Genomic DNA, 22,736 nt, shown 5'->3' with positions numbered 1-22,736 from the left:
AAAGTCGCAATGATACTTAAAGTAAACTTTGCTGTGCAATGTATTTTCCAATTAGTGTTTTTATTACGTTTTTCATATGTGGCTTAAAAAAGCTCTTTTCAATTGTTTGTCCTTTTTGTGAAATAATAAATCCTTTAAATAGTTTTTGCCCATTGTCTATAGGTCTTATTGAAATACGTTCTTTATATAATCTTTCTTTCATTTTTCTTAGATCAACATGAAGTAGTGCCAAGGCATGATCATAAGCGCCATTGGTATTTTTTTTTATTAGTACATCCTTTACATAAGGTAAGTAAATTCCTAAAAGAATTAGTTTTTCGTATTGTTCCTCTTCCAATTTTGCACCGCCTTAATAAGAACGTATGTTCCTATTTATTATATCCCAATAAAGAATAAATGTACAAAAATAATGAAAAGTATACTTTTTAAATAATGAATGATTTGCATAGTTAAGTTAACGCTTATTAGTGGTATAAAGAATGTGCACTTATATAATTTGTGAAAATAGGGATAATATGGAGAAGTGATACACCTCTCATTATTTATGATAGAAGGTGAATAGAATGAAGATAAATGGAAATGAGAATAAAGAATTAAGTAAAGCAATTGACCAGATAACTGAAGGTTTAGATACGGTGATTGAACTGTACAATGAATCAGAGTTAGATGAGCCAATATTAAGTTGGTCAGAAGAAAATATTAGTAAAATAAAAAGGGCAAATGAGCACTATGGAATAGAGGTTGTCCAAACAAAAATTAATAAAATTGTTAGTGAAATGCTTGATTGGCTGCCATTGGAAGAAGAGGATGAAGAACATTAAAAAAGATCATGACTTAAAAGTCATGATCTTTTTTCTTGCAGAAAAATACGAGAAATTCAAAACCATTTTCTGTAATTTTCAGGCCGTTCTCATAATTTGCCATAAAGGCATTTAGTTGATCTGTATACATTAAAAATGCGTCTTTGTCGCGTTCTTCTAGTGCCTTTTCAATGGATTGTTCAATAGATTCTTTATTACTTGTAAAAACACAATGTTCTAAAAATATCGTTGCATATAAAGCGTTTAACACTTCTTCGGTCGGTTCTTTCACTTGAACTAAGTTTTGATTCGGCTGATCGTTTTTCATGATAGTTTGACCTCCCTGTATGCTTTTTATTATTATAATACGAAATCTTAGAAAAATCTATGAAATATCTGAAAATTCTGTGTTTAGTTAATACTATGCAATATGACCAGAAATTGTTACTCAATTTAATTCTTGAAAATCCACGAATGCCTAATTCCATTTTAGCTAGTCCGAACATATATCATAATATAGCCTAAAGAAAAGGATGGAGGAAATTTTAATGGATCAAGAAAGGTATATGTATTATTCACCACATGAAGAGGAACAAAGCTTAAGAAAAAAATATAAAAAACATCATAAGAAGCATCACGGTCATGATCACGGTCACGGTCATGGCTATGGAGGATATGGTGGCTTTGATCAACAACTTCTTGGAGGTTTAGCAGGCGGTTTACTAGGTGGATTAATTGGTGGTGGCTATGGCTATGGCGGCTACGGAGGCTATCCTTATGGTGGCGGCTATGGTTATGGCGGTTATCCTTACGGAGGTTATGGATATGGCGGTTATGGAGGTTATCCATATGGTGGCTATGGTTATGGCGGACCATACGGAGGATATGGGCCGTTTTTTCCAGGTGGATACGGCGGCTACTAATAAATTGTAATAAAAACACGTGCTCAAAAAAAGAGAGCACGTGCACTGTACATATAAAATAAAAACAGTTATGAAAATGAGCGCCTTGGTAAACGCCAATTGTATTTTACCGCTAGTAACCTTAAACAAATGACAAGCAAAGCTAAAAGGTATAAATGAAGTGAATTACTACTATTTACTACTTCAATCCCAATCAGAAAACCAGCCAATATTGCCCAAATAGCATATGTTTCCTCACGTAACACCAATGGCTTTCTACCAGCTAAAATATCTCGAATAATACCTCCACCAATACCTGTAAGCATAGCGGCAATCATAATTGCGCTTATTGGTAAATTCATAGCTTTTGCATGTAATGCACCTTGAACAGCAAAAGCTGCTAATCCGATTGCATCAAAGAAAATAAGTAATCTTTTCCATGATGATAATAGACTAGCAGGTAGTAAGAATACAATCGTCATTGCTAGTAATGCAAGCTTTAATAATAGTTCCTGTTCCCATAATGTCGTTACAGGTACTCCAATCAATAAATTTCTTATGACACCACCGCCAAAGGCAGTTACAAGGCCTAACACATATATTCCGAGTAAATCATACTTTTCTTCAATTGCAACGAATGCTCCACTTAGGGCAAAAGCGATAGTTCCTATTATATTTAAAACGTCCCAAGTCAACCTTGTTCGTCCTCTCTATGTATGTTTCATATGATGTATAACAATAGTAATGTACTAGGTTATGAGGAAGATTACAAGAAGAAAAAGTGTAAAATTTCTTTCAAAAAAATGTTTACCAATAAATAGGAAATAGTTTACAATAAAAAACAAGGTAAAACCGTGTTAAACTGACAATGAGGTGATTACGAGTGGAAAAAACAAAAAATGATTTGTTACTATCAGAGACAGAAAAAGATTTACTGCTTGAAGTATTAATTTCTCAAAATTATGTAAAAGAACTTGTCAGCTGTGAGATAACAGATATTGAATGTGGAGTCAAAAAGACAGAAGAAGCTCGTATAAAAAAACTAAATGATTTGTTTGACAGAATCGTAGATGCAGGACTTTAAAACGAATACATATTACCCTTTTTGAATACCTTCTTAGTAAGGTATTTTTTTTATTTTTAATAAAATACTATTTTACTAGTTTAAAATATGACCAATTTGGTAATAGTATTATAAAAACTAAAAATCGGGTGAGCCTATGAAAAAAATTCTACTATCTTTGTTTTTAATTGTAGTTTCAATTCTTTTAGGAAGTAGTTATGATACAGAACCAGTTACTGCTAATAAAATAATTAAAATAGATAAGGAAAAAGAAGATTTTATTCCACCAGTTGAACAGTTAGCTCATCAATTTATGAATCAGTTAATTCAGAGTACTGACGAGCATTATAGAGTGAAAGATTTTCAATCGAAAGAGCAATTTATTACTAGTTTTATAGACATTGCTAAATTAGAAGTCGCTTCAATGTATGTTGACTATTATTATTACGAAGAAGGTGGCAACCTTTTTGTCGTACCGACAGATGCGCCCCCATGGTTTGAAAAGGATAATCCATACTCATTAATGGAAGTATCAAAATATAGTTATCGGCTCACCCAAGAAAATGAATCTGAATTTCACGGGACATATATTATTCACATTGATTATAAGTATGAAGATGGAAAATGGCACATCGAAAATGTGGAGTATAATTAGACACATGGAGATGTGTCTTTTCTTATGGTAAGATATTAATTGGAAAATGAAGGTTTATAGACCAATGGATGGGGAATACAACTATGAAAAGATTTACGTTCAATGATTATTATAATAATGAAGTGCAATTAGCTTTTGAAAATCATCCGTTCTCAAAACTGCCAAAACACGTCTGGGTAATTTGTACATATAACAACCAGTGGCTACTGACGCTGCATCCACGAAGAGGTATTGAGTTTCCAGGAGGAAAAGTAGAGAAAGGTGAAACAGCTAAAGAAGCAGCAATAAGAGAGGTTTTTGAAGAAACTGGCGCATCAGTCGATGACATTCATTATGTTGCACAATATCGTGTAAATGGTAAAGCAGGCATGATAATAAAAAATGTGTACTTTGCTAATATAAAAAAATTAGAAAAGCAGGATTCATACTTTGAGACTGAAGGTCCTGTAATACTTGAACGGTTACCAGACAATATTAAACAACAAAGAACTTTTAGTTTTATGATGAAAGATGACGTATTAGTGAAAAGTTTACATTTTATAAAAGAACAAGGTCTTCTAACATTTGAATAGCAAACAAAAAAACCATTTTCACTCTTGTATTCTTTAAGAGTTTGAATGGTTTTTTATTAATTTATGTTCAACAACTTCCACTAATTTGTACATTAAAGTTGCAAACACAGCAATGATGATTAAACTTAGTAAAACTAGAGTGAAATTAAATACTTGGAACCCATAAATAATTAAATATCCGAGTCCTTTTTGTGAGACGAGAAACTCTCCAACAATAACTCCGACCCATGATAAGCCGACATTTACTTTAAGTGTAGAAATAATTGTCGGGAAACAATTTGGTAGAATTACCTCTTTAAAACATTGCCACTTTGTTGCGCCAAATGTTTTCATCACTTTTACATAGTTTTCATCGACATTATTAAATGCTGAATACACGACTAGAGTTGTAATAATTACCGAAATAATAGCGCCCATTGCAATAATAGAAACATAGCCTGGGCCAAATGAAACAATTAAAATAGGGCCTAAAGCTACTTTTGGCATCGCATTTAAAATAACTAAATATGGATCAGATACTTTTGCAAATAGATTGGAAGACCAAAGAATTGCAGCAAGTATAGTCCCGATAGATGTTCCTAATAAGAAGCCAAATATCGTTTCGAGTAACGTAACTCCAACATGTGTTAGCATAGTACCTTCTGCTAATTTCTCAAAAAATAAACTAATAATTTTTGATGGTTTACTAAAAAGTAGCGGATCAATCCAATGCAATGTTGAACTTAATTCCCATAACGCAAAAAAACTTAAGAAAATAACAAATTGCATGAGTAAAATAAAGTGTTTTTCTTTACGTAGTTTTTTCACATAAGACTTTTGAAGTTGTAATAATCTTTCAGTTTTCAAGACGATCCATCTCCTGCCAAACAGTTTGAAAAAGCTCTGCATATTTTTTATGATGTCTTGCCTCAAAAGGAGAAAGGGTCCTAAGTTCTTTAGGAATATCAAAAATAGAGGAAATTTTTCCTGGGTTGGCGCTTAAACAATAGATTCGGTCACTCATTGCAATTGCTTCTCCGATGTCATGTGTTACTAAAATTGCAGTTTTATTTCTACTTTTTAATGTGTCAAAGACTAAATTTTCAAGCTTTAATTTAGTTTGAAAATCTAGTGCGGAAAAGGGTTCATCTAAAAGAAGAAGCTTTGGTTTTGTTGCTAATGTACGTACTAGAGCAGCACGTTGCCTCATCCCTCCAGACAGTTCACCTGGATATTTATTTATTACTTCTGCTAAATTCATTTCTTTTAACAAATCGAGTGCATATTGTTTATTTTTCTCTTTAAGTTTATTTCTAATTTTAAGGCCAATTAGTATATTCTCTTCAATCGTTTTCCAAGGAAATAGATAATCTTGTTGAAGCATGTAGCCAATTTTATCATTCGGTTTACTAATTACATCATTTTCTAAAATTACGTCTCCATCCGTTTGATTTAAAAGACCTGAAATAATAGATAGTAATGTCGTTTTTCCGCAGCCACTAGGGCCGATGAAGGAGATGAATTCTCCCTCATCAATACCTAGGTTTATTTCCTTAAGAACAAGCTTTGTGTCATGTTTTGAAACATAAGCATGACTTACTGATTTGCATTGAAGAAATGACAATTTTAACACCTCTATTTCTTCATTACTTCTTTTGCAATTTTTGTGTTTACTAACGTTTTATAATCTACTTGCTTTGGAAGCTCTCCTGATTGGTCCATAATATTTTGCAAGTTTTCCCATTCTTCTTCATCTAAAATAGGGTCTGTGGCAAATGAACCTTGATTTTTATAATTTGCAGTGACAGTTTCAATTAAAGAAAGTTCTGTGTCTTCAAAATAAGGAGCAATAACTTTGGCAATTTCTTCAGCACTATGTGACTCAACCCACTTTTGAGCTTTATAAATCGCTTTTGTGAACTTCTTCATCGCCTCTTCGTTATCCGTTAAATAACTTTGTTTTGCCATAAATACTGTATACGGAACATGACCAGACTCTTCCCCAAAAGAAGCTACAATATGGCCAATTCCTTGCTCTTCAAACATACTAGCCACTGGTTCGAATAATTGTACAAAATCCCCTGTCCCAGAAGCAAAGGCATTAGGAACATTCGCATATTCAATATTTTGAATTAAGGTCATATCATTATGAGGATCAATGCCATGTTTACGTAAAACAAATTCTCCTACCATTTGCGGCATTCCGCCTTTTCTCATGCCTAAGAATGTGCTCCCTTTTAAATCATCCCATGAAAAATTATCAATCTTTTCCCGAGAAACTAAAAATGTTCCATCAGTTTGTGTAAGTTGTGCAAAGTTAATAACGGGGTCTTTTGCACCTTGGGCATAGACGTAAATCGTTGTTTCTGAACCAACTAAAGCTACATCAGCTCCATCGGAAAGTAAGGCAGTCATCGTTTTGTCTCCGCCCCAAGTTGTCTTTAAATCAATCTCTAATCCTTCTTCCTCAAAGTAGCCATTTTCTAAAGCAACATAAAAAGGCGCATAAAAAATAGACCTAGTTACTTCAGCAACTCTAATTTTTTGTGTTTCTTCTTTTGAACAAGCCGTTAATAGTAATGGTAAAATGAGAAGAAGTGTTGCAGCTAACTTTATTGCAATTTTATAGTTACGCAATAGTATCCCTTCCTTTTAAGTAAAGTCAAAATATAGTATGTTAGTTACAAACTATGTGTGTATGCCTATGGTAGGTGAGCAAATGAAAATATTCAGCAATTTAATAGAACAATTACAAAAGTATCCTTCACCTCATCCAATGATCGATGTTTACCTCGTTACGTATCGAAGTCAAGGCTTAAAAGTAAAAGGATTTTTAGCAGTTCCACAAGTAGAACATAAGCTTCCAGCTATCGTATATTTACGTGGTGGTATTAAAAATGTCGGGATGGTTAGATTAGCAAGGGTAATTGAATTTGCTGCACAAGGGTTTGTCGTTTTCGCTCCATTTTACAGAGGGAATAAAGGAGGCGAAGGGCGAGAGGACTTTGCAGGTGAGGATGTGTGGGACGCAGTTCATGCCTATGAAATTTTGCAAGAGTGCCCGGTCGTTTCACCATATCATATTCATTTATTTGGTTTTTCGCGCGGTGGTGTTATGGCACTTCTTACAGCTACGAAAGTCAAAAACCCTTGTTCTGTTGTAACTTGGGGCGGAGTCTCTGATATGAAGTTAACATATGAAGAGCGAATTGATTTAAGGAAAATGATGAAGCGTGTGATTGGTGGGACACCGGCAAAAGTACCTTTGGAATACGAAAGAAGAACGGCATTACTTAAAGTGAAGCAACTGAATTGTCCAATTTTAATCGTTCACGGTAAGCATGATTTACAAGTTTCTGTCGAACATGCATTACGCCTTGAAAAAGCATTACAGAATGAAAAGAAGCAATTTGATAGCTGGATTTTTGAAGAGTACGGGCATCACATCCCATTAGAAAAAAAGCGAGAGATAACAAAAAACGTAACAAAATGGATGAAAATGCAATAAAAGGTGGTCGTGGGAAAAGGTTTGGGAGTGAGAAAGTGGAGGAGCAATTAAAGAATCAATTAAAAGAAAGTTATAATAAGGTAGCAAAAATAAGGGATAAGTCACCTATTCAGCAGTGGAAAATAAATGAGATGAATTTATTTGTAAATGAATTAGCTGATTTAGGACAAACTAAATTGCTCGACCTCGGTGCAGGTCCAGGGTTGCAAAGTCTTTATTTTCAGCAACTAAATATTCAGGTTACAGCTATTGATCTATCCTCAGAAATGGTAAGGTTATGTAAAGAAAAAGGAATTTCTGCACATGAAATGGATTTATCTAATTTGCAATTTGAAAATGGTACTTTCGACGCTGTCTGGTCAATGAATTCACTATTGCACGTTCCGAAGAAAAGTTTGCGTCCGATATTAAAAACGTAGCTAACGTGTTGAAAGAAGACGGTCTATTTTATTTAGGAACGTATGGTGGTTTTGATTCGGAAGGTATTTGGGAGAATGATTCCTATAATCCTAAAAGATTTTTTGCATTTTATAAGGAAAGTGAATTGAAAGAAATCATTAGTGAAGTCTTTACGATTGAAAGTTTTCGAACACTTCCTATTGATGGAGAAGGTCCGGATTATTATGGAATGATTTTACGGAAGAAATGATAACATAAAAGTACAGTCACAATACATAGTGGAGGATGAACATGACAAAGAAAAAAGTAGTAACACACCACGGAACATTTCACGCCGATGAAGTAGTAGCAATTGCCGTACTAGAAGAGATGTTTGGAGAAGTAGATATCGTCCGAACTAGAGATGAAAAGCTTTTTGAAGGAGCAGACTTTGTCGTAGATGTTGGTGGAGGAAAGTTTGACCATCATACAAATGATAAAGAATACCGTGACAATAAAATTCCTTATGCATCCGCAGGACTTATTTGGCGCGAATTTGGCAGAGACTTAATCCGCATGCATGGGGTGGAAGAAGAAAAAGAAATTGATAATATATACGGGGCAATTGACTCCTCCTTTATGCAAGGACTAGATGCAATTGATAATGGCGTTCGCTTCCACCAAGAAATTCCTATTCCTGATCTTTCCATGATCATTAAATCATTCAATCCAAATTGGAATTCTGAAGATAATGAAGAAGAATGTTTCCGGGAAGCATTAAAGTTAGCAAAAACTGTATTCCGTAATGTTTTTCAAGGTCAATTGTCGGTATATGATGCGAAGAAATTTATTAAAGATGCTTATCAGAATAGAAAGCAAAAAAAATTGTTAATTTTAGAACAATCAAGCCCATGGCAACAAGCGTTAATGGAAATTGATAAAAAAGAGGAAGTTTTATTCGTAATTTTCCCAGATAATCGTAATGGCTATCGAATCCAAGCAGTGCGCAAACAGCCTCATTCCTTTGAAGCGAGAAAAGATTTACCAGAAAGTTGGGCTGGCTTAGATGGTGCTGAATTAAATGCAGTCATTGATATTGACGACGCAATTTTTTGCCATCCAGCACGCTTTATTGCAGGTGCCGAAAGCTTTGAATCAATTATGAAAATGGCAAATATCGCAATTAATGAATAAGAAATTTACTAAAGAGTTGACCTCAATAGGTTAGCTCTTTTTTTGGTCTATTAATTCGCAAATTAAATATATATCTTTTTAGTAGCACTAGTAAAAAACCATATAAATCACCACATAAATACCTTATATGTAATATATTGACTATTTTTGTCGATTCCATTGACTGAAAATAGAAAAAAGTAGATAATTTATTAAAAATTTAGAAAATTCTTTCTAAATTTTAGGAGAGTGATAATAACTAGTTTACTAGAAATTACTACTACAAACATTATTAAGGAGGGTATTATGGCAATCTTAGAATGTAGGAATATTTCTTTGCAATTCGGCGGGGTATCAGCATTGAGCGATGTTAGTTATCGGATTGAAGAAGGAGAAATTTTTTCTTTAATTGGTCCTAATGGTGCAGGGAAGACAAGTATGTTGAATTGTATTAGTGGGTTATATAAACCGACAAGTGGATCAATCCACTTTGAAGGGAAAGAGATTACTGATGTGAAAGCTTATAAGCGGGCCGGGTTAGGAATCGCCAGAGCTTTTCAAAATATCGAATTATTTTCCCATATGACAGTATTAGAAAACCTTATGTTAGGTAGGCATGTCTTAATGAACACGGGCGTCTTATCCGGTGGGCTATTTTGGGGAAAAGCGCAAAAGGAAGAAATAGAACATCGCAAAGCTGTCGAAGATGTAATTGATTTTTTAGAAATAGAACACGTCCGCAACAAACCGGTAGGGATGTTGTCTTATGGGTTGCAAAAACGTGTTGAAGTTGGACGAGCATTAGCTTTAGATCCGAAAATCATTTTATTAGATGAGCCGATGGCTGGAATGAATAGTGAAGAAAAAGAAGATATGGCACGATTTATTATTGATCTTCATGAAGAGCGCGGAGCTACTGTCGTACTTATTGAACACGACATGGGTGTAGTTATGGATTTATCCGATCATATAGCAGTTTTAGATTTTGGAAAGCTAATTGGCTATGGTACACCTGAAGAAATTCAAAACAATCCAAAAGTAATTGAAGCATACCTTGGCGAAGAACAAGTCGGTTAGAGGAGGGGAAAAAATGCCTAAGCTTACAATACCGCAAATGCTTGCTGAGAATAAAGAAACGATGGCGAAAAAGACTGCCTTACGTGAAAAAGATTACGGTATATGGAATGAATTTTCATGGGTTGATTATTTTGACAATGTAAAATCACTTGCTTTAGGACTAGCTTCACTCGGCTTTAAGAGAGATGATAAGTTAGCTATTATTGGTGACAACAGACCAGAGTGGATTTTCTCCGAGTTAGCAGCACAAAGTCTTGGAGGAATATCAGTTGGAATTTATCAAGAATCATTACCAAATGAAATTGCTTATGTATTAAATGATTGTCATGCACAAGTTGTCGTCGTTGAAGATCAAGAACAAGTAGATAAATTACTTGAAGTGGAAGATGAAATTACTCATGTAAAAGCAATCATTTACTATGATGAACGTGGAATGAGGAATTATAATCACCCTAAGCTATACACGTTTAAACAAGTGCAGAAGTTTGGAATTGAATTTGAAAAAGAAAACAAAAATTACTATGAAAATGAACTGAAATTAGGAAAATACGAAGATATAGCAATCCTCTCATACACATCGGGAACAACTGGAAATCCGAAAGGAACAATGCTATCCTATGAAAATTTACTAGAAATGGGTAAAAGTTTATCAGAGATTGATCCATTACATGCAGATGATGAGTATTTATCATTTTTACCATTGGCTTGGATTGGTGAACAAATGATGGCACTATCGATGGCAATGACAAATGGTATTACCGTTAATTTTCCGGAAGAACCTACAACAGTGCTCGAGAACCTCAGAGAAATTGGTCCACATATTATGTTTTCTCCACCTAGAATATACGAAGATATGATTTCGAAATTCCAAGTAAGAATTCAAGATGCTAGCTGGCTTAAGCGAAAATTGTACAACTTATTTAAGCCTGTCGGGGATCAAGTTGCAGAAGCATCCATTCATAATACTCCATTAACATTTAAAACAAAGTTTCTTTATAAAATTGCTGATTACTTAGTATTTAGTGCAATCCGTGATCATTTAGGACTTTTGCGTATGAAACGAGCCTATACTGGTGGGGCAGCACTAGGTCCAGATGTATTCCGCTTCTTCCATAGTTTAGGCGTAAACATAAAGCAAATTTATGGGCAAACAGAAGTGTCTGGAATATCCATCGTACATAGAGATGGAGATATTAAGTTTGATAGTGTTGGCGTACCAATACCTGGTACAGAACTTAAAATCTCTGAAGAAGGAGAAATTTTAATTAAAAGCTCGAGTGTCTGTGTCGGCTATTATAACAATGAAAAAGCGACGAAAGAAACGATTGAAGACGGTTGGTTACACACTGGTGATGCAGGGTATTTAGATGATGATGGACATCTATATGTTATCGATCGTGTGAAAGATGTTATTCGTTTAGAGACTGGAGAAATGTTCTCACCACAATTCATTGAAAACAAGGTTAAGTTTTCCCCTTATATTCAAGAAGCTGTTGCAATTGGCCGTGACAGACCGTATGTCGTAGCAATGATTAACATTGATATGGCAAATGTCGGTCGTTGGGCAGAAAAAAATCAAATCGTTTACACAACGTACACAGACCTTTCTTCAAAAAAGGAAGTGCTTGAATTAATTCAAGAGGAAATAAACAGAATTAATCAAGAATTACCAGAGAAAGCGAGAATTAAAAAGTTCGTCCTTCTATATAAAGAGCTTGATGCAGATGACGAAGAGTTAACGAGAACGAAGAAAGTAAGAAGAGCATTCGTCTATAACAAATACGAAAGTCTAATTAACGGGATGTATTTAGAGGATGAATGGATAAAAGTAACAGGAAAAATTAAATATCGAGATGGGAAAGAACAAGATATTGAAACAACATTGAGAGTCATGTACTTAGATGAGGGGGTTGCATAATGACATTCTTTCTTCAAATGCTTGTAACGGGAATTTTTATAGGAAGCATTTATGCACTTGTCGCACTAGGGTTTGTTCTAATCTATAAATCTAGTGATGCTATAAACTTTGCGCAAGGAGAATTTCTATTAATCGGGACGTACGTCTGTTTAACATTAGTAGCTTCATATAATGTTCCGTTCTTTGCAGCTTTAATTCTTACATTAATTTTTAGTATGTTATTAGGATTTGCAGTTGAACGATTTGTCCTCAGACCGTTTATTGGTGAACCGGTCATATCTATGATCATGGCAACGATTGGTCTTTCTAGTGTATTAGCTGGATTTGTTCATATTTTTTGGGGGCATGAAACGAGAGTTTATCCACAAATATTCCCAGAAGAAGTTGTAAAGTTTGGTACTGTACAAATAGCACCAGTTTATTTATGGTCAATGGTCATCGTAATTGCGCTATTAATTATTTTCACATTGTTTTTTAAATATTCAAGACTAGGTATTGCGATGCGTGCTACAGCTGATGATCAACAAGCGGCACAATCAATGGGAATTAGTGTAAAAACGATATTTGCGGTTTCTTGGGCAATTGCAGCAATCGTGTCTGCAGTTGGAGGTGTTTTACTAGGAAATATTAACGGAGTAAACTCCTCTTTATCACTAATTGGACTTAAAGTATTACCAGTTGCTATTTTAGGGGGACTCGATAGTATTCCAGGAGCAATTATTGGTGGAGTTATTATCGGTGTTATTGAAAGTATGACTGGAGGATATTTAGACCCATTAGTTGGTGGTGGATTAAAAGAAGTTATGCCATTTGTCGTGTTAGTTTTCATCTTAATGATAAAGCCTTATGGATTATTCGGCAAAAAAGAAATAGAGAGGGTGTGATGACTTGAAAAATCCATTCGTAATGGACTGCGGGGAATTTCGTGTCAATTACAAACAAGACATGGCACTTTACAAGATTCCTAGAGTTCGCATGAGAGTATTAGCAATGGTAGCATTTTTCTTCATTTTTCCGCTACTATTTTCAGATTACGTAGTTAGTATTGCAATTCTTTGTGGAATTGCCGCAATTGGAGCAATTGGCTTAAATATTCTGACTGGATTTACTGGTCAAATCTCCATTGGTGTCGGTGCCTTTTTAGGTGTAGGAGGTTATGCATCAGCGATATTAACGATGAAAATGGGGTTAAGCTTTTGGGTAGCAATGCCAATGGCTGGGATTATTACAGCAATCATTGGAGCATTATTTGGCATTCCATCTCTCCGGTTAAAAGGTTTATATTTAGCAATTGCAACATTAGCAGCGCAAGTAATCATTTTATTTGTTATTAGCCGCTGGGACTCTTTAACTGGTGGAACAGCTGGGATGGTTTTATCTCGCCCATCTATTTTTGGCTATACACTATATTCAGAAACAAGTTTCTATTACTTAATGTTAATCATTTTAGTATTTACTACAATCTTTTCATTAAACTTATTCCGTTCTCGTGTTGGCCGGGCATTTATTGCGGTCCGAGATCGTGATATTGCTGCTGAAGTAATGGGTATTAATTTATTTAAGTATAAATTAATTGCCTTTACAGTTAGTTCTTTCTTTGTTGGAATTGCTGGTGCGCTACTTGGTCACTATACGATGATTGTTAGTCCAGAATTATATAGTATTTTTATTTCTGTAGAATTTTTAGCAATGATTTTAGTTGGTGGATTAGGGAGTGTCTTCGGGTCCATATACGGAGCGATTTTTATCACTTTATTGCCAGTTTTGTTACGTACTATAGTAGAAGGTTTAAGTGTCATTTTTCCTGAACTATACGGACTGTTCTCCGCATTTAAAGAAGTAATTTTCGGGGCTGTCATTATACTGTTTTTAATTTATGAGCCAGAAGGAATAGCGAAGATGTGGAAAAACATTAAAGACTATTTCAAGCTTTGGCCATTCTCCTATTGACGTTGTTTACAATTATTTGAAAATAATAAATAAAATTTCAGGGGGATTTAATGTGAAAAAGATAATCATGCTTTTCGTTTCTGTAATGATGATGTTAGGAATTTTCACAGCATGTTCTAGCAGTAGTGGCGACACAATCAAAATCGGTGGACTTTATGATATTACAGGGCCAACTGGAGATGTAGGTACGCCATACGCTGAAGGGGAAAAAGCTTATATTGAGTATTTAAATAGTAAAGGTGGTATTGATGGAAAGCAAATTGAGCTAATTGGTCAAGATTATGCTTATAGTATTCCTGAGGCACAGCAACTTTACCAAAAATATAAGTCAAAAGATAAAGTATCGGCAATTTTAGGATGGGGTACTGGTGATACAGAAGCACTTCGTCAACAAATTGCAGTTGATAAAATTCCATTCATTTCAGCTTCTTACTCTGAAAATTTAAAGGACTTAAATGAAAGCCCTTACAACTTCTTGAGTGCTGCTTCATACTCAGATCAAGCGCGCTCTGTTTTACAATGGATTAAAGATAATCATAAAGGTGGAACACCGAAAGTTGCATTAATATACAATGACACTGCATTCGGAAAATCACCTATTGCAGATGCAAAAGCTTTCGCAAAAGAAATCGGTGTTGAAATTGTTGATGAACAAGTTGTTGATTTAAAAGCATTAGAAGCTACTTCTCAATTACTAAATATGAAAAAGAAGTCTCCAGATTACGCAATTATTAACCAAACGTGGGGAGCAACTGCAACGATTTTAAAAGACGCTAAAAAGTTAGGACTTACAACACAATTTATCGGTTTAAACTGGGCTACTGGTGAAGGACTACTTCCAATCGCAGGAGATGCTGCTGAAGGGTTTATCGGAGTAGTAACTCATGCTTTCCCGTATGAAGATTTACCTGGTATGGCTGAAATTAAAGAATATTTAGAATCAAAAGGTGAAAAGCTTGAAGATAAAAGTCAAAAGTTTGTCCAAGGTTGGGTTGCAGCAAAGATTATGGTTGAAGGTATTAAGCTAGCTGACGGAGATTACACAGGAGAAGGTATCCGCGCTGGTTTAGAAAAACTAAATAACTTAGATTTAGGTGGACTAGGTGCAAACATCACGTTTTCTTCTGAAAGTCATGCTGGTACGAACGAAATTCGTTTAGCAAAAGTAGAAAACGGTAAATTTGAAGTATTCACAGAATACATCGGTTACTAAACTTCTGGATGAAAAGGAGAAGCAAGCGTTTCTCCTTTTCTTACTCTAAAAGGATAGGTGAGTAGACATGCTAAAGCTAAATAATGTTGAAGTAATGTATGACAAAGTCATTCTAGTATTAAAAGGAATGTCAATGGAAGTTCCAAAAGGAAAAATAGTTGCTTTACTAGGAAGTAACGGGGCAGGAAAAACGACTACATTAAAAGCAATTTCAGGATTATTAAAAAGTGAGAATGGACAAGTAACAGATGGGTATATAGAATTTGATGGCGAAAAAATAAGTAACTCAGATGCAGAAACAATTGTGAAAGATGGAATTTTTCAATGTATGGAAGGTCGTCGTGTTTTTGAGCATTTAACCGTTGAAGAAAACTTAGTTGCTGGTGCTCACACGAGAAAAGATCGGAAGAATATTAAAGGTGATATTGCCAAGGTGTACCATTACTTCCCTAAGCTTGAAATGTTGAAAAATCGCACTGCAGGTTATTTATCTGGTGGTGAACAACAAATGTTAGCGATAGGTCGTGGCATGATGGCAAAGCCAAAAGTGCTCTTGTTAGACGAACCTTCATTAGGGTTGGCGCCATTACTAGTTAAGGAGATTTTTGCGATCATTAAACGGATTAATCGTGAAGAAGGAACGACAATTTTAGTTGTAGAACAAAATGCAAATGTTGCGCTATCGATCGCAGACTACGGCTACATTATGGAAAACGGGAAGATTGTAATGGATGGACCTGTTGACTCGTTACTATCAAATGAAGACGTTCGAGAGTTTTATTTAGGTGTCGGTGATGCCGGAAAGAAAAGTTATCGGAACATTAAGTCTTATAAGCGTAGAAAGCGGTGGTTGTAGTGCAAGCTAGCAATCTCAAAGACTTTTTGTCCAATGTTTACAAAACATCTACTGGATGGCGCAAGCGATTTGATGAAGCGAATGTTCATCCAAACGATATAAAAGATGAAATGGACCTTATGAAACTACCAATTTTGAAAAAAAGTGACTTGCCATCTATACAAGGCGAAGCGTTGCCATTTGGAAGTTTAACTAAGGATAACCATAAAGTATCACGTATTTTTATGTCTCCTGGGCCAATTTATGATCCTCAAACGAGTGATACTGATCATTGGCGCTTTCGTGAAGCATTACTTGCTGCTGGATTTACAAAAGAAGACATCGTGCAAAATACGTTTTCATATCATCTAACACCGGCAGGTTTTATGTTTGACAACGCATTGCGAGAAATTGGGGCAACCGTTATCCCAGCAGGTACGGGAAATACTGATTTACAAATTCAAGCAATGAAAGATTGTTCTGTCACAGGTTTCGTAGGGACTCCGAGCTACCTATGGACAATTTTAGAAGCAGCAAAGGAGAAAGGAATAACAGTCGGAAATGGCTTGAATTTGAAGAAAGCTTTTTTCACTGCTGAGTTTCTTCCTAATACACTTCGCGAAAAGTTTGAAGCAATGGGTATTGCAGTTTCACAAGGTTATGGAACAGCAGACGCTGGTTGTATTGGATATGAAGTGATTGGTGAAATAGGGTTAAAAGTTTCATCATCCATTATCGTCCAAATATGCAATCCTGCGAATGAGGAAATAATTACTGATAGTACTCCAGGGGAAGTTGTTGTTACTGTACTTGATGAAAATTATCCATTAATTCGTTTTGGAACTGGTGATTTATCTGCTTGGGAAACTGGGAAGACTGGTGATTACTTAAAAGGGGTATTAGGACGAGTAGCTGACGGGATTAAAGTAAAAGGTATGTTCATTCATCAAAAACATTTAGATGATGTGTTTAATATGGAAAATGACGTATCTTATTATCAAGCTGTTGTGAGTGAAAAAGATCATCGCGATCATTTTGTCATTTATGTTGAAGCTGACCATGAAAAGCCACAATTACAGCAAAAGCTCAAGGAAGTAATTCGGATAAAAGCTAATATTGAATATGTGCCGAAAAATTCCTTAAACAGAAATGAAAAACAATTCCAAGACCGAAGAGAATACTTTACTACTGCGAAATAAAGAGGCTGGGATAAAAAGTTTATAAGAATAGAAATAACCGAACTCATTCAGATTTACGATCTAAATGAGTTCGGTTATTCTTTTACTAATAAGAAAATATAATAACGCTCAGTCTAAATCCATCGCTTTCCACGGGCCCGGCCTCAGCTTCCTAAGAAAGCAAACAACGCTTTCTTAGGGATCTTCAGACACGGGCTTTCCCGTAGGAGTCTCTGCATTTTGACTTCGCCACATCTATTATTATTTTTTCGGGATTTTATGTTCATTTTTTGAAAGAACTTTTTTAGTTTTGTCCACGCTCTTATTATGAAAGAGGTCCAGCTTTTTTAATTTCTTCAGAAACATTAGTAAACTTTTTAAAGTTTTCCTTAAACTTAGAAGCAAGCTCTTTTGCTTTAACTTCATATGCCGCTTCATCAGCCCAAGTTTTCTTTGGAATTAAAACATCATCAGGAACACCAGGACAATGTGCTGGGATGCGTAAGCCGAAAATGTCATCAGTAACCATTTCAACGGCATTTAATTCACCCTCAAGGGCAGCTTGCACCATAGCACGTGTATAAGCTAATTCCATACGCTTACCTACACCATATTCTCCACCAGACCAGCCAGTGTTTACTAAGAATACTTTTGCATTATATTGATCAATTTTCTCACCTAACATCTCAGCATAGCGAGCAGCTGGAAGTGGTAAGAAAGGCGAACCAAAGCATGTTGAGAATGTTGCTTCTGGTGAAGTAACTCCACGCTCTGTTCCTGCAAGCTTACTAGTGTATCCAGATAAGAAATGATACATCGCTTGCTCTTTCGTTAACTTACTGATTGGAGGCAGTACTCCAAATGCATCAGCAGTTAAAAAAATAATTGTATTTGGATGACCAGCAATACTTGGCATGACAATATTATCAATAGAGTCGATTGGATATGCTGCACGCGTATTTTCTGTTAATGAAACATCATCGTAATCTGCAACACTGTTTTCTTCATTTACCATAACGTTTTCTAAAACAGCGCCAAAACGGATCGCATTCCAAATTTGCGGTTCTTTCTGTTCAGATAAATTTACACACTTTGCATAGCAGCCACCCTCAATGTTAAATACACCATTGTTTGACCAACCATGCTCGTCATCACCAATTAAACGGCGATATGGATCAGCTGATAATGTTGTTTTTCCAGTTCCTGATAAACCGAAGAATAATGCAACATCACCTTCTTCACCGATGTTTGCGGAACAGTGCATTGATAAAATATCGTTTTCAGGTAATAAGTAGTTCATAATTGAGAAAATAGACTTCTTAATTTCCCCAGCATACTCTGTTCCACCGATTAAAATAACTTTCTTTTCAAAAGAAACAATAATGAATGTTTCAGAATTCGTCCCATCAACTTCTGGGTCTGCTTTAAAGTTTGGCGCAGAGATTACTGTGAACTGTGAATCGTGTGTTTTTAATTCGTTCTCTGTCGGACGAATAAATAGTTGGTGTGCAAAAAGATTATGCCAAGCATATTCATTGATAACTTGTAGCGGTAAGCGGTACGATTGATCTGCACCTGCAAAACCTTTGAAGACGAAAAGTTCTTTTTGATCACCTAAGTAATTTAAAACTTTTGTGTATAAGTTATTAAACACTTCTTCAGAGATTGGTTGGTTAATTGGGCCCCAATCAATTTTATCTTTTACTGACTTCTCTTCAACAATAAATTTATCCTTAGGAGAACGACCAGTGTACTTGCCTGTTTCTACTCGTAGTGCACCAGTAGATGTTAATGTTCCTTCATTACGAAGCAAGGCTTTTTCAATTAACTGTGGAACGGAAAGATTAGAAAGAATATTAGAATTGCTTAAAAGATTGTTTAAAGCGTCTGCACTTTTAGTCGCACTCATTTTAGAACCATCCTTTTTTATAAGTATTTATTAATTAAATTTATTAGTATGTGACTTTCAATAAATAGTATAACATATTTATAAATATAGTCTATACTATTTAACCGATAATGTGACTTTTTAAGAAAAAAATGGATTTTTTAATGAAATAGCCTTTATTATAAACCATTTAATTATAGGAAGAAAGTCAATTTTTAGGGCATGCTAGTATTAGTCTCGGTTTTCATGTATAGCAATTGAAATGAATGCCGAAAATGTATATAGAAGAGTTTAAGCGAAGTTATTGACACTGTTTGACATAATGCGATATGATATGTCGCGAACGGATACTCTTCTTATCCCGAGCTGGCGGAGGGACAGGCCCAACGAAGCCCAGCAACCGACACCGCAGAATTACTGGTGAAAAGGTGCTAACCTGTTGCAAGACTATTGTCTTGATCGATAAGAGGTGAAAGGCTGAAAGAATTACCTTTTCCTCTATAATAGGGAAAGGATTTTTTTATGAGTTCACGAAAGGCTTTACATAATGGTTTAAGCTTTTTCTTATGTGTCACTCTTTTAAAATTGGGGATTGAGTTCCGTATCAAATAGAAGAAACTATTTAAAGGAGGAATTTTAATGGCTAACATTAGTCGTCGTCTATTTACATCAGAAAGTGTTACAGAAGGTCATCCAGATAAAATTTGTGACCAAATTTCAGATGGAATTTTAGATGCAATTTTAACACATGATCCAAATGCTCGCGTAGCGGCAGAAACTAGCGTAACAACAGGTTTAGTATTAGTAGCAGGTGAAATAACAACTACTACTTATGTAGATATCCCGAAAATTGTTCGTGAAACAGTAAGGGAAATTGGTTATACACGTGCGAAGTATGGCTTTGATGCTGATACTTGTGCAGTATTAACTTCTATCGATGAGCAATCTCCTGATATCGCACAAGGTGTAGACGTTGCCCTTGAAGACCGTGATGGTATGTCAGATGAAGCAATCGAGTCAATCGGAGCTGGAGATCAAGGATTAATGTTCGGTTTTGCTTGTAATGAAACACCGGAATTAATGCCACTTCCAATTTCATTAGCACATAAATTATCTCGTCGTTTATCAGAAGTACGTAAGGATGAAACAGTAAATTACTTACGTCCGGATGGTAAAACTCAAGTTACTGTAGAATATGATGAAAATGGCAAGCCCGTGCGTATTGATGCAATCGTTATCTCAACGCAGCATCATCCAGAAATTACGCTTGAGCAAATTAAGCAAGACTTACGTACACATGTCATTGATCCTGTTGTACCGCATGAATACATTGATGAAAAGACAAAGTTCTTTATTAACCCAACTGGTCGCTTTGTAATCGGTGGACCACAAGGAGATGCTGGTTTAACTGGTCGTAAAATTATCGTTGATACTTACGGAGGATATGCACGCCACGGTGGTGGAGCATTCTCTGGTAAAGATGCTACGAAAGTTGACCGTTCTGCTGCATATGCTGCACGTTACGTTGCGAAAAACATCGTAGCTGCTGGTTTAGCAGATAAGTGTGAAGTGCAACTTGCTTATGCAATTGGTGTAGCACATCCGGTATCAATCTCAATCGATACTTTCGGAACTGGAACAGTTTCTGAAGAAGTATTAGTTGAACTAGTACGCAGCAACTTCGACCTACGTCCAGCTGGAATTATTAAAATGTTAGACTTACGTCGTCCGATCTACAAGCAAACAGCTGCTTATGGACACTTCGGAAGAACTGACGTTGACCTTCCATGGGAGCGTACAGACAAAGTCGAAGACTTAAAAGCACAAGCAAATAAATAATTGAAAGAAGCAAGGGCTGAGGCTCTTGCTTTTTTAGTTTTATATGGCATAACAACTACGCCTCTGTCATCACCAAGGTACGATAATTGGACAGTTTTCTTTACTCTATACAGAAAAACTATATACAATAGCACTATTTTCCGATTACAATTAATTAGGATATATATGGATATAACGTATTGGAAATACATAATGAATGGATTAGGAACAAATGAAAAAGCTTTCAACTATGGAAGTTTTTTATTTATTACTTTTACTAGGAGCTTGTAGAACGTTTAACAATTCCTTTGTAGAAAAAAATGCACTAAAGATAAAAAACAAGAAGAAACAAACGATAATCATCCATTTGACACTGTAGTAGATAAGGAAGGTAATAATGAGTTTACTATTTCTGAAGTTTAAAGTAGGGTTAGTTACCGATGCAAGTGGAATTGATGATATGGCATTAAATGAGTCTGCATGGAAAGGTATTCAAGCTTTTGCTAGGTATAATGACATAGAAGGTTATGATTATTTACAGTCAATCAATGATGATGAATTTTATCCTAATTTGAAAAACTTTATAAAGGATTATTATGCAATAGTTTTCGGTGTCGGTTTTTTTATGGCAGATGCAGTACGTGAAGTTGCCTTGGAAAACCCATATACTCAACTAGCAATTGTTGATATGGTCATTCAAGAAGATCCAGATGATGAAGACTCTCCACTAGTTTGTAACGTTGCAAATATTGTATTTGCAGAAGAAGAAGGTTCATTTTTAGTTGGTGTGGTTGCCGGTTTACATACGAAAACGAATAAAGTAGGTTTTTTAGGTGGAGTAAACCTTGGATTAACAAAGAAGTTTGAAAATGGCTTTAAAGCAGGGGTTAAATCAGTTAATCCTAACGTAGAAATAATCATCCAATATGCAGATACGTTTGTCGACATTGCTAGAGGTCAAAAAGTTGCTGCTAACATATACAACCAAGGGGCAGACATCATTTATCACGCAGCTGGTGATACTGGCTTAGGTGTATTTACAGAAGCAAAGCAACGTAAAAAAGATGGTGAGAATGTATGGGTTATTGGCGTGGATTATGACCAACATGCGGAAGGAATGCCAGAAAACGTAACGTTAACGTCTATGGTAAAGAATGTTAATGTTGCAGTGTATGACGTTGCAAAAAAAACAAAACAAGGAGCATTTCCAGGAGGAGAAATTTTATCTTACGGTATAGCAGGAAATGGAGTTGGCCTTGCTGCAACAACGGATAACGTAACGAAAGAAGCGCTCTTAAAAGTAGATGAGTTTAAAAAGAGAATTATAGATGGAAAAATAATTGTGCCTAAAACAGATGCTGAATTTAAGTCAAGCGAGTTTAATAAAGTAAGGCAGTTATAACATTTGAGAAACTTAATAATCATGGGGATTGCGACCCATAACTACCAACGCACATATGCATTTTACTCTAAATAACTATTACGAAACTTTTAGAGAAAATGGAAAATCCATTGGATAAAATGCATTCAGTCTTTATGGAACATGTTTTGGTGAGTTTGTACGCAGCAACTTCGACCTACGTCCAGCTGGAATTATTAAAATGTTAGACTTACGTCGTCCGATCTACAAGTAAACAGCAGCTTATGGACACTTCGGAAGAACTGACGTTGACCTTCCATGGGAGCGTACAGACAAAGTCGAAGACTTAAAAGCACAAGCAAATAAATAGTATTACTAAAAGCAAGGGCTGAGGCTCTTGCTTTTTTATTTCGAGAAATATAAGAGTAATAATTCCCAAATTTAAACAATAAGGATTAAGTAATAAATT

At 35.4% G+C, this 22,736-nt stretch carries 25 protein-coding genes, 1 pseudogene and 1 riboswitch; of the genes and pseudogenes, 19 read left to right on the top strand and 7 right to left on the bottom strand.

Translation table 11 applies throughout. The features are described 5' to 3' along the window. Nucleotides 1–16: 16 nt before the first annotated feature. Entirely contained in the window at nucleotides 17–337 is a 321-nt protein-coding gene (locus CIB95_RS13670; RefSeq protein ID WP_094926065.1) for a hypothetical protein, read from the bottom strand. A gap of 226 nt (nucleotides 338–563) precedes the next feature. On the opposite strand from CIB95_RS13670, the gene CIB95_RS13665 reads away from it, so the two are divergent. Beyond that, nucleotides 564–821 carry a hypothetical protein gene (locus CIB95_RS13665; RefSeq protein ID WP_094926064.1) on the top strand — a complete coding sequence of 86 codons (258 nt, stop codon included), beginning with the start codon at nucleotides 564–566 and terminating at the stop codon, nucleotides 819–821. A gap of 13 nt (nucleotides 822–834) precedes the next feature. Here the strand turns inward: CIB95_RS13665 and CIB95_RS13660 are convergent, their stop codons facing one another. Continuing rightward, nucleotides 835–1,128, bottom strand: a complete 294-nt coding sequence (locus tag CIB95_RS13660) for an IDEAL domain-containing protein (RefSeq protein ID WP_094926062.1) — start codon at nucleotides 1,126–1,128, stop codon at nucleotides 835–837. A gap of 220 nt (nucleotides 1,129–1,348) precedes the next feature. Between CIB95_RS13660 and CIB95_RS16365 the strand changes: the two genes are divergently transcribed. Beyond that, the gene (locus CIB95_RS16365) at nucleotides 1,349–1,723 is read left to right on the top strand and encodes a hypothetical protein (RefSeq protein WP_198949205.1); all 375 of its coding nucleotides are present in this window, start codon (nucleotides 1,349–1,351) and stop codon (nucleotides 1,721–1,723) included. A gap of 68 nt (nucleotides 1,724–1,791) precedes the next feature. Here the strand turns inward: CIB95_RS16365 and CIB95_RS13650 are convergent, their stop codons facing one another. Beyond that, a complete protein-coding gene (locus CIB95_RS13650) occupies nucleotides 1,792–2,397 on the bottom strand; it encodes a trimeric intracellular cation channel family protein (protein WP_094926061.1) in 606 nt (201 codons plus the stop codon). Nucleotides 2,398–2,585: 188 nt separating this feature from the next. Between CIB95_RS13650 and abbA the strand changes: the two genes are divergently transcribed. The 3 genes from abbA to ytkD all read left to right on the top strand — a co-directional run bounded on the left by abbA (nucleotide 2,586) and on the right by ytkD (nucleotide 3,992). Further along, the gene (gene abbA, locus CIB95_RS13645; RefSeq protein WP_094926059.1) at nucleotides 2,586–2,786 is read left to right on the top strand and encodes an antirepressor AbbA; all 201 of its coding nucleotides are present in this window, start codon (nucleotides 2,586–2,588) and stop codon (nucleotides 2,784–2,786) included. A 136-nt stretch (nucleotides 2,787–2,922) separates the two neighbouring features. Then, complete coding sequence (locus tag CIB95_RS13640) at nucleotides 2,923–3,420, top strand: hypothetical protein (protein WP_094926058.1); 498 nt, start codon at nucleotides 2,923–2,925, stop codon at nucleotides 3,418–3,420. 83 nt (nucleotides 3,421–3,503) lie between these two features. Continuing rightward, nucleotides 3,504–3,992, top strand: coding sequence for an RNA deprotection pyrophosphohydrolase (gene ytkD, locus CIB95_RS13635; RefSeq protein WP_094926056.1), 489 nt, complete (start codon nucleotides 3,504–3,506; stop codon nucleotides 3,990–3,992). Nucleotides 3,993–4,025: 33 nt separating this feature from the next. On the opposite strand, the gene CIB95_RS13630 is transcribed toward ytkD, so the two are convergent. Genes CIB95_RS13630 through CIB95_RS13620 form a run of 3 tightly spaced genes read right to left on the bottom strand, consistent with a single transcriptional unit; the run spans nucleotide 4,026 to nucleotide 6,593 of the window. Beyond that, complete coding sequence (locus CIB95_RS13630; protein WP_233144143.1) at nucleotides 4,026–4,838, bottom strand: ABC transporter permease; 813 nt, start codon at nucleotides 4,836–4,838, stop codon at nucleotides 4,026–4,028. Further along, the gene (locus CIB95_RS13625; RefSeq protein WP_094926053.1) at nucleotides 4,828–5,595 is read right to left on the bottom strand and encodes an ABC transporter ATP-binding protein; all 768 of its coding nucleotides are present in this window, start codon (nucleotides 5,593–5,595) and stop codon (nucleotides 4,828–4,830) included. Before CIB95_RS13625 ends, CIB95_RS13630 begins: the two co-directional genes overlap by 11 nt. A gap of 11 nt (nucleotides 5,596–5,606) precedes the next feature. Continuing rightward, the gene (locus CIB95_RS13620; RefSeq protein WP_408607234.1) at nucleotides 5,607–6,593 is read right to left on the bottom strand and encodes an ABC transporter substrate-binding protein; all 987 of its coding nucleotides are present in this window, start codon (nucleotides 6,591–6,593) and stop codon (nucleotides 5,607–5,609) included. A 103-nt stretch (nucleotides 6,594–6,696) separates the two neighbouring features. Here CIB95_RS13620 and CIB95_RS13615 point away from each other — a divergent pair, with 103 nt between their 5' ends. The 11 genes from CIB95_RS13615 to CIB95_RS13565 all read left to right on the top strand — a co-directional run bounded on the left by CIB95_RS13615 (nucleotide 6,697) and on the right by CIB95_RS13565 (nucleotide 17,222). Next, nucleotides 6,697–7,479, top strand: a complete 783-nt coding sequence (locus tag CIB95_RS13615; protein ID WP_094926155.1) for an alpha/beta hydrolase family protein — start codon at nucleotides 6,697–6,699, stop codon at nucleotides 7,477–7,479. A gap of 35 nt (nucleotides 7,480–7,514) precedes the next feature. Next, on the top strand, nucleotides 7,515–7,898 hold the full coding sequence (locus CIB95_RS13610; protein ID WP_158217642.1) for a class I SAM-dependent methyltransferase: 384 nt from the start codon (nucleotides 7,515–7,517) through the stop codon (nucleotides 7,896–7,898). An 8-nt stretch (nucleotides 7,899–7,906) separates the two neighbouring features. Then, nucleotides 7,907–8,128 carry a hypothetical protein gene (locus CIB95_RS13605; protein ID WP_094926049.1) on the top strand — a complete coding sequence of 74 codons (222 nt, stop codon included), beginning with the start codon at nucleotides 7,907–7,909 and terminating at the stop codon, nucleotides 8,126–8,128. Between the two features lie 41 nt (nucleotides 8,129–8,169). Then, nucleotides 8,170–9,051, top strand: coding sequence for an MYG1 family protein (locus tag CIB95_RS13600; protein WP_158217641.1), 882 nt, complete (start codon nucleotides 8,170–8,172; stop codon nucleotides 9,049–9,051). A 285-nt stretch (nucleotides 9,052–9,336) separates the two neighbouring features. Continuing rightward, complete coding sequence (locus CIB95_RS13595; protein ID WP_094926046.1) at nucleotides 9,337–10,107, top strand: ABC transporter ATP-binding protein; 771 nt, start codon at nucleotides 9,337–9,339, stop codon at nucleotides 10,105–10,107. Between the two features lie 13 nt (nucleotides 10,108–10,120). Continuing rightward, nucleotides 10,121–12,025 (top strand): AMP-binding protein, encoded by a 1,905-nt coding sequence (locus CIB95_RS13590; RefSeq protein ID WP_094926044.1) that lies wholly within the window; start codon nucleotides 10,121–10,123, stop codon nucleotides 12,023–12,025. Continuing rightward, nucleotides 12,025–12,909, top strand: coding sequence for a branched-chain amino acid ABC transporter permease (locus CIB95_RS13585; protein ID WP_094926043.1), 885 nt, complete (start codon nucleotides 12,025–12,027; stop codon nucleotides 12,907–12,909). The genes CIB95_RS13590 and CIB95_RS13585 overlap by 1 nt, the downstream gene beginning before the upstream one ends. 4 nt (nucleotides 12,910–12,913) lie before the next feature. Beyond that, entirely contained in the window at nucleotides 12,914–13,975 is a 1,062-nt protein-coding gene (locus CIB95_RS13580; RefSeq protein WP_094926041.1) for a branched-chain amino acid ABC transporter permease, read from the top strand. Between the two features lie 85 nt (nucleotides 13,976–14,060). Beyond that, the gene (locus CIB95_RS13575) at nucleotides 14,061–15,188 is read left to right on the top strand and encodes an ABC transporter substrate-binding protein (protein WP_233144150.1); all 1,128 of its coding nucleotides are present in this window, start codon (nucleotides 14,061–14,063) and stop codon (nucleotides 15,186–15,188) included. 67 nt (nucleotides 15,189–15,255) lie between these two features. Next, a complete protein-coding gene (locus CIB95_RS13570) occupies nucleotides 15,256–16,044 on the top strand; it encodes an ABC transporter ATP-binding protein (protein WP_094926040.1) in 789 nt (262 codons plus the stop codon). Next, nucleotides 16,044–17,222 carry a phenylacetate--CoA ligase family protein gene (locus CIB95_RS13565; protein WP_094926038.1) on the top strand — a complete coding sequence of 393 codons (1,179 nt, stop codon included), beginning with the start codon at nucleotides 16,044–16,046 and terminating at the stop codon, nucleotides 17,220–17,222. Before CIB95_RS13570 ends, CIB95_RS13565 begins: the two co-directional genes overlap by 1 nt. 304 nt (nucleotides 17,223–17,526) lie before the next feature. Here the strand turns inward: CIB95_RS13565 and pckA are convergent, their stop codons facing one another. After that, entirely contained in the window at nucleotides 17,527–19,110 is a 1,584-nt protein-coding gene (gene pckA, locus CIB95_RS13560; protein WP_094926037.1) for a phosphoenolpyruvate carboxykinase (ATP), read from the bottom strand. A 332-nt stretch (nucleotides 19,111–19,442) separates the two neighbouring features. Then, a riboswitch (SAM riboswitch) is annotated at nucleotides 19,443–19,558 on the top strand. A gap of 170 nt (nucleotides 19,559–19,728) precedes the next feature. On the opposite strand from pckA, the gene metK reads away from it, so the two are divergent. The 3 genes and pseudogenes from metK to CIB95_RS13545 form a co-directional block, all read left to right on the top strand. Further along, complete coding sequence (metK, locus tag CIB95_RS13555) at nucleotides 19,729–20,928, top strand: methionine adenosyltransferase (RefSeq protein WP_094926035.1); 1,200 nt, start codon at nucleotides 19,729–19,731, stop codon at nucleotides 20,926–20,928. 376 nt (nucleotides 20,929–21,304) lie between these two features. Continuing rightward, nucleotides 21,305–22,309 (top strand): BMP family lipoprotein, encoded by a 1,005-nt coding sequence (locus CIB95_RS13550; RefSeq protein WP_094926034.1) that lies wholly within the window; start codon nucleotides 21,305–21,307, stop codon nucleotides 22,307–22,309. 151 nt (nucleotides 22,310–22,460) lie between these two features. Then, nucleotides 22,461–22,637, top strand: a pseudogene (locus CIB95_RS13545) (methionine adenosyltransferase domain-containing protein); the annotation flags it as partial. Nucleotides 22,638–22,736: the final 99 nt, after the last annotated feature.

It is taken from the genome of Lottiidibacillus patelloidae (assembly GCF_002262935.1).
Classification (GTDB): Bacteria; Bacillota; Bacilli; order Bacillales; family SA5d-4; genus Lottiidibacillus; species Lottiidibacillus patelloidae.
The sequence above is the reverse complement of the archived record's forward strand: the minus strand, read 5'-3'. Positions and strand labels throughout refer to the sequence as shown.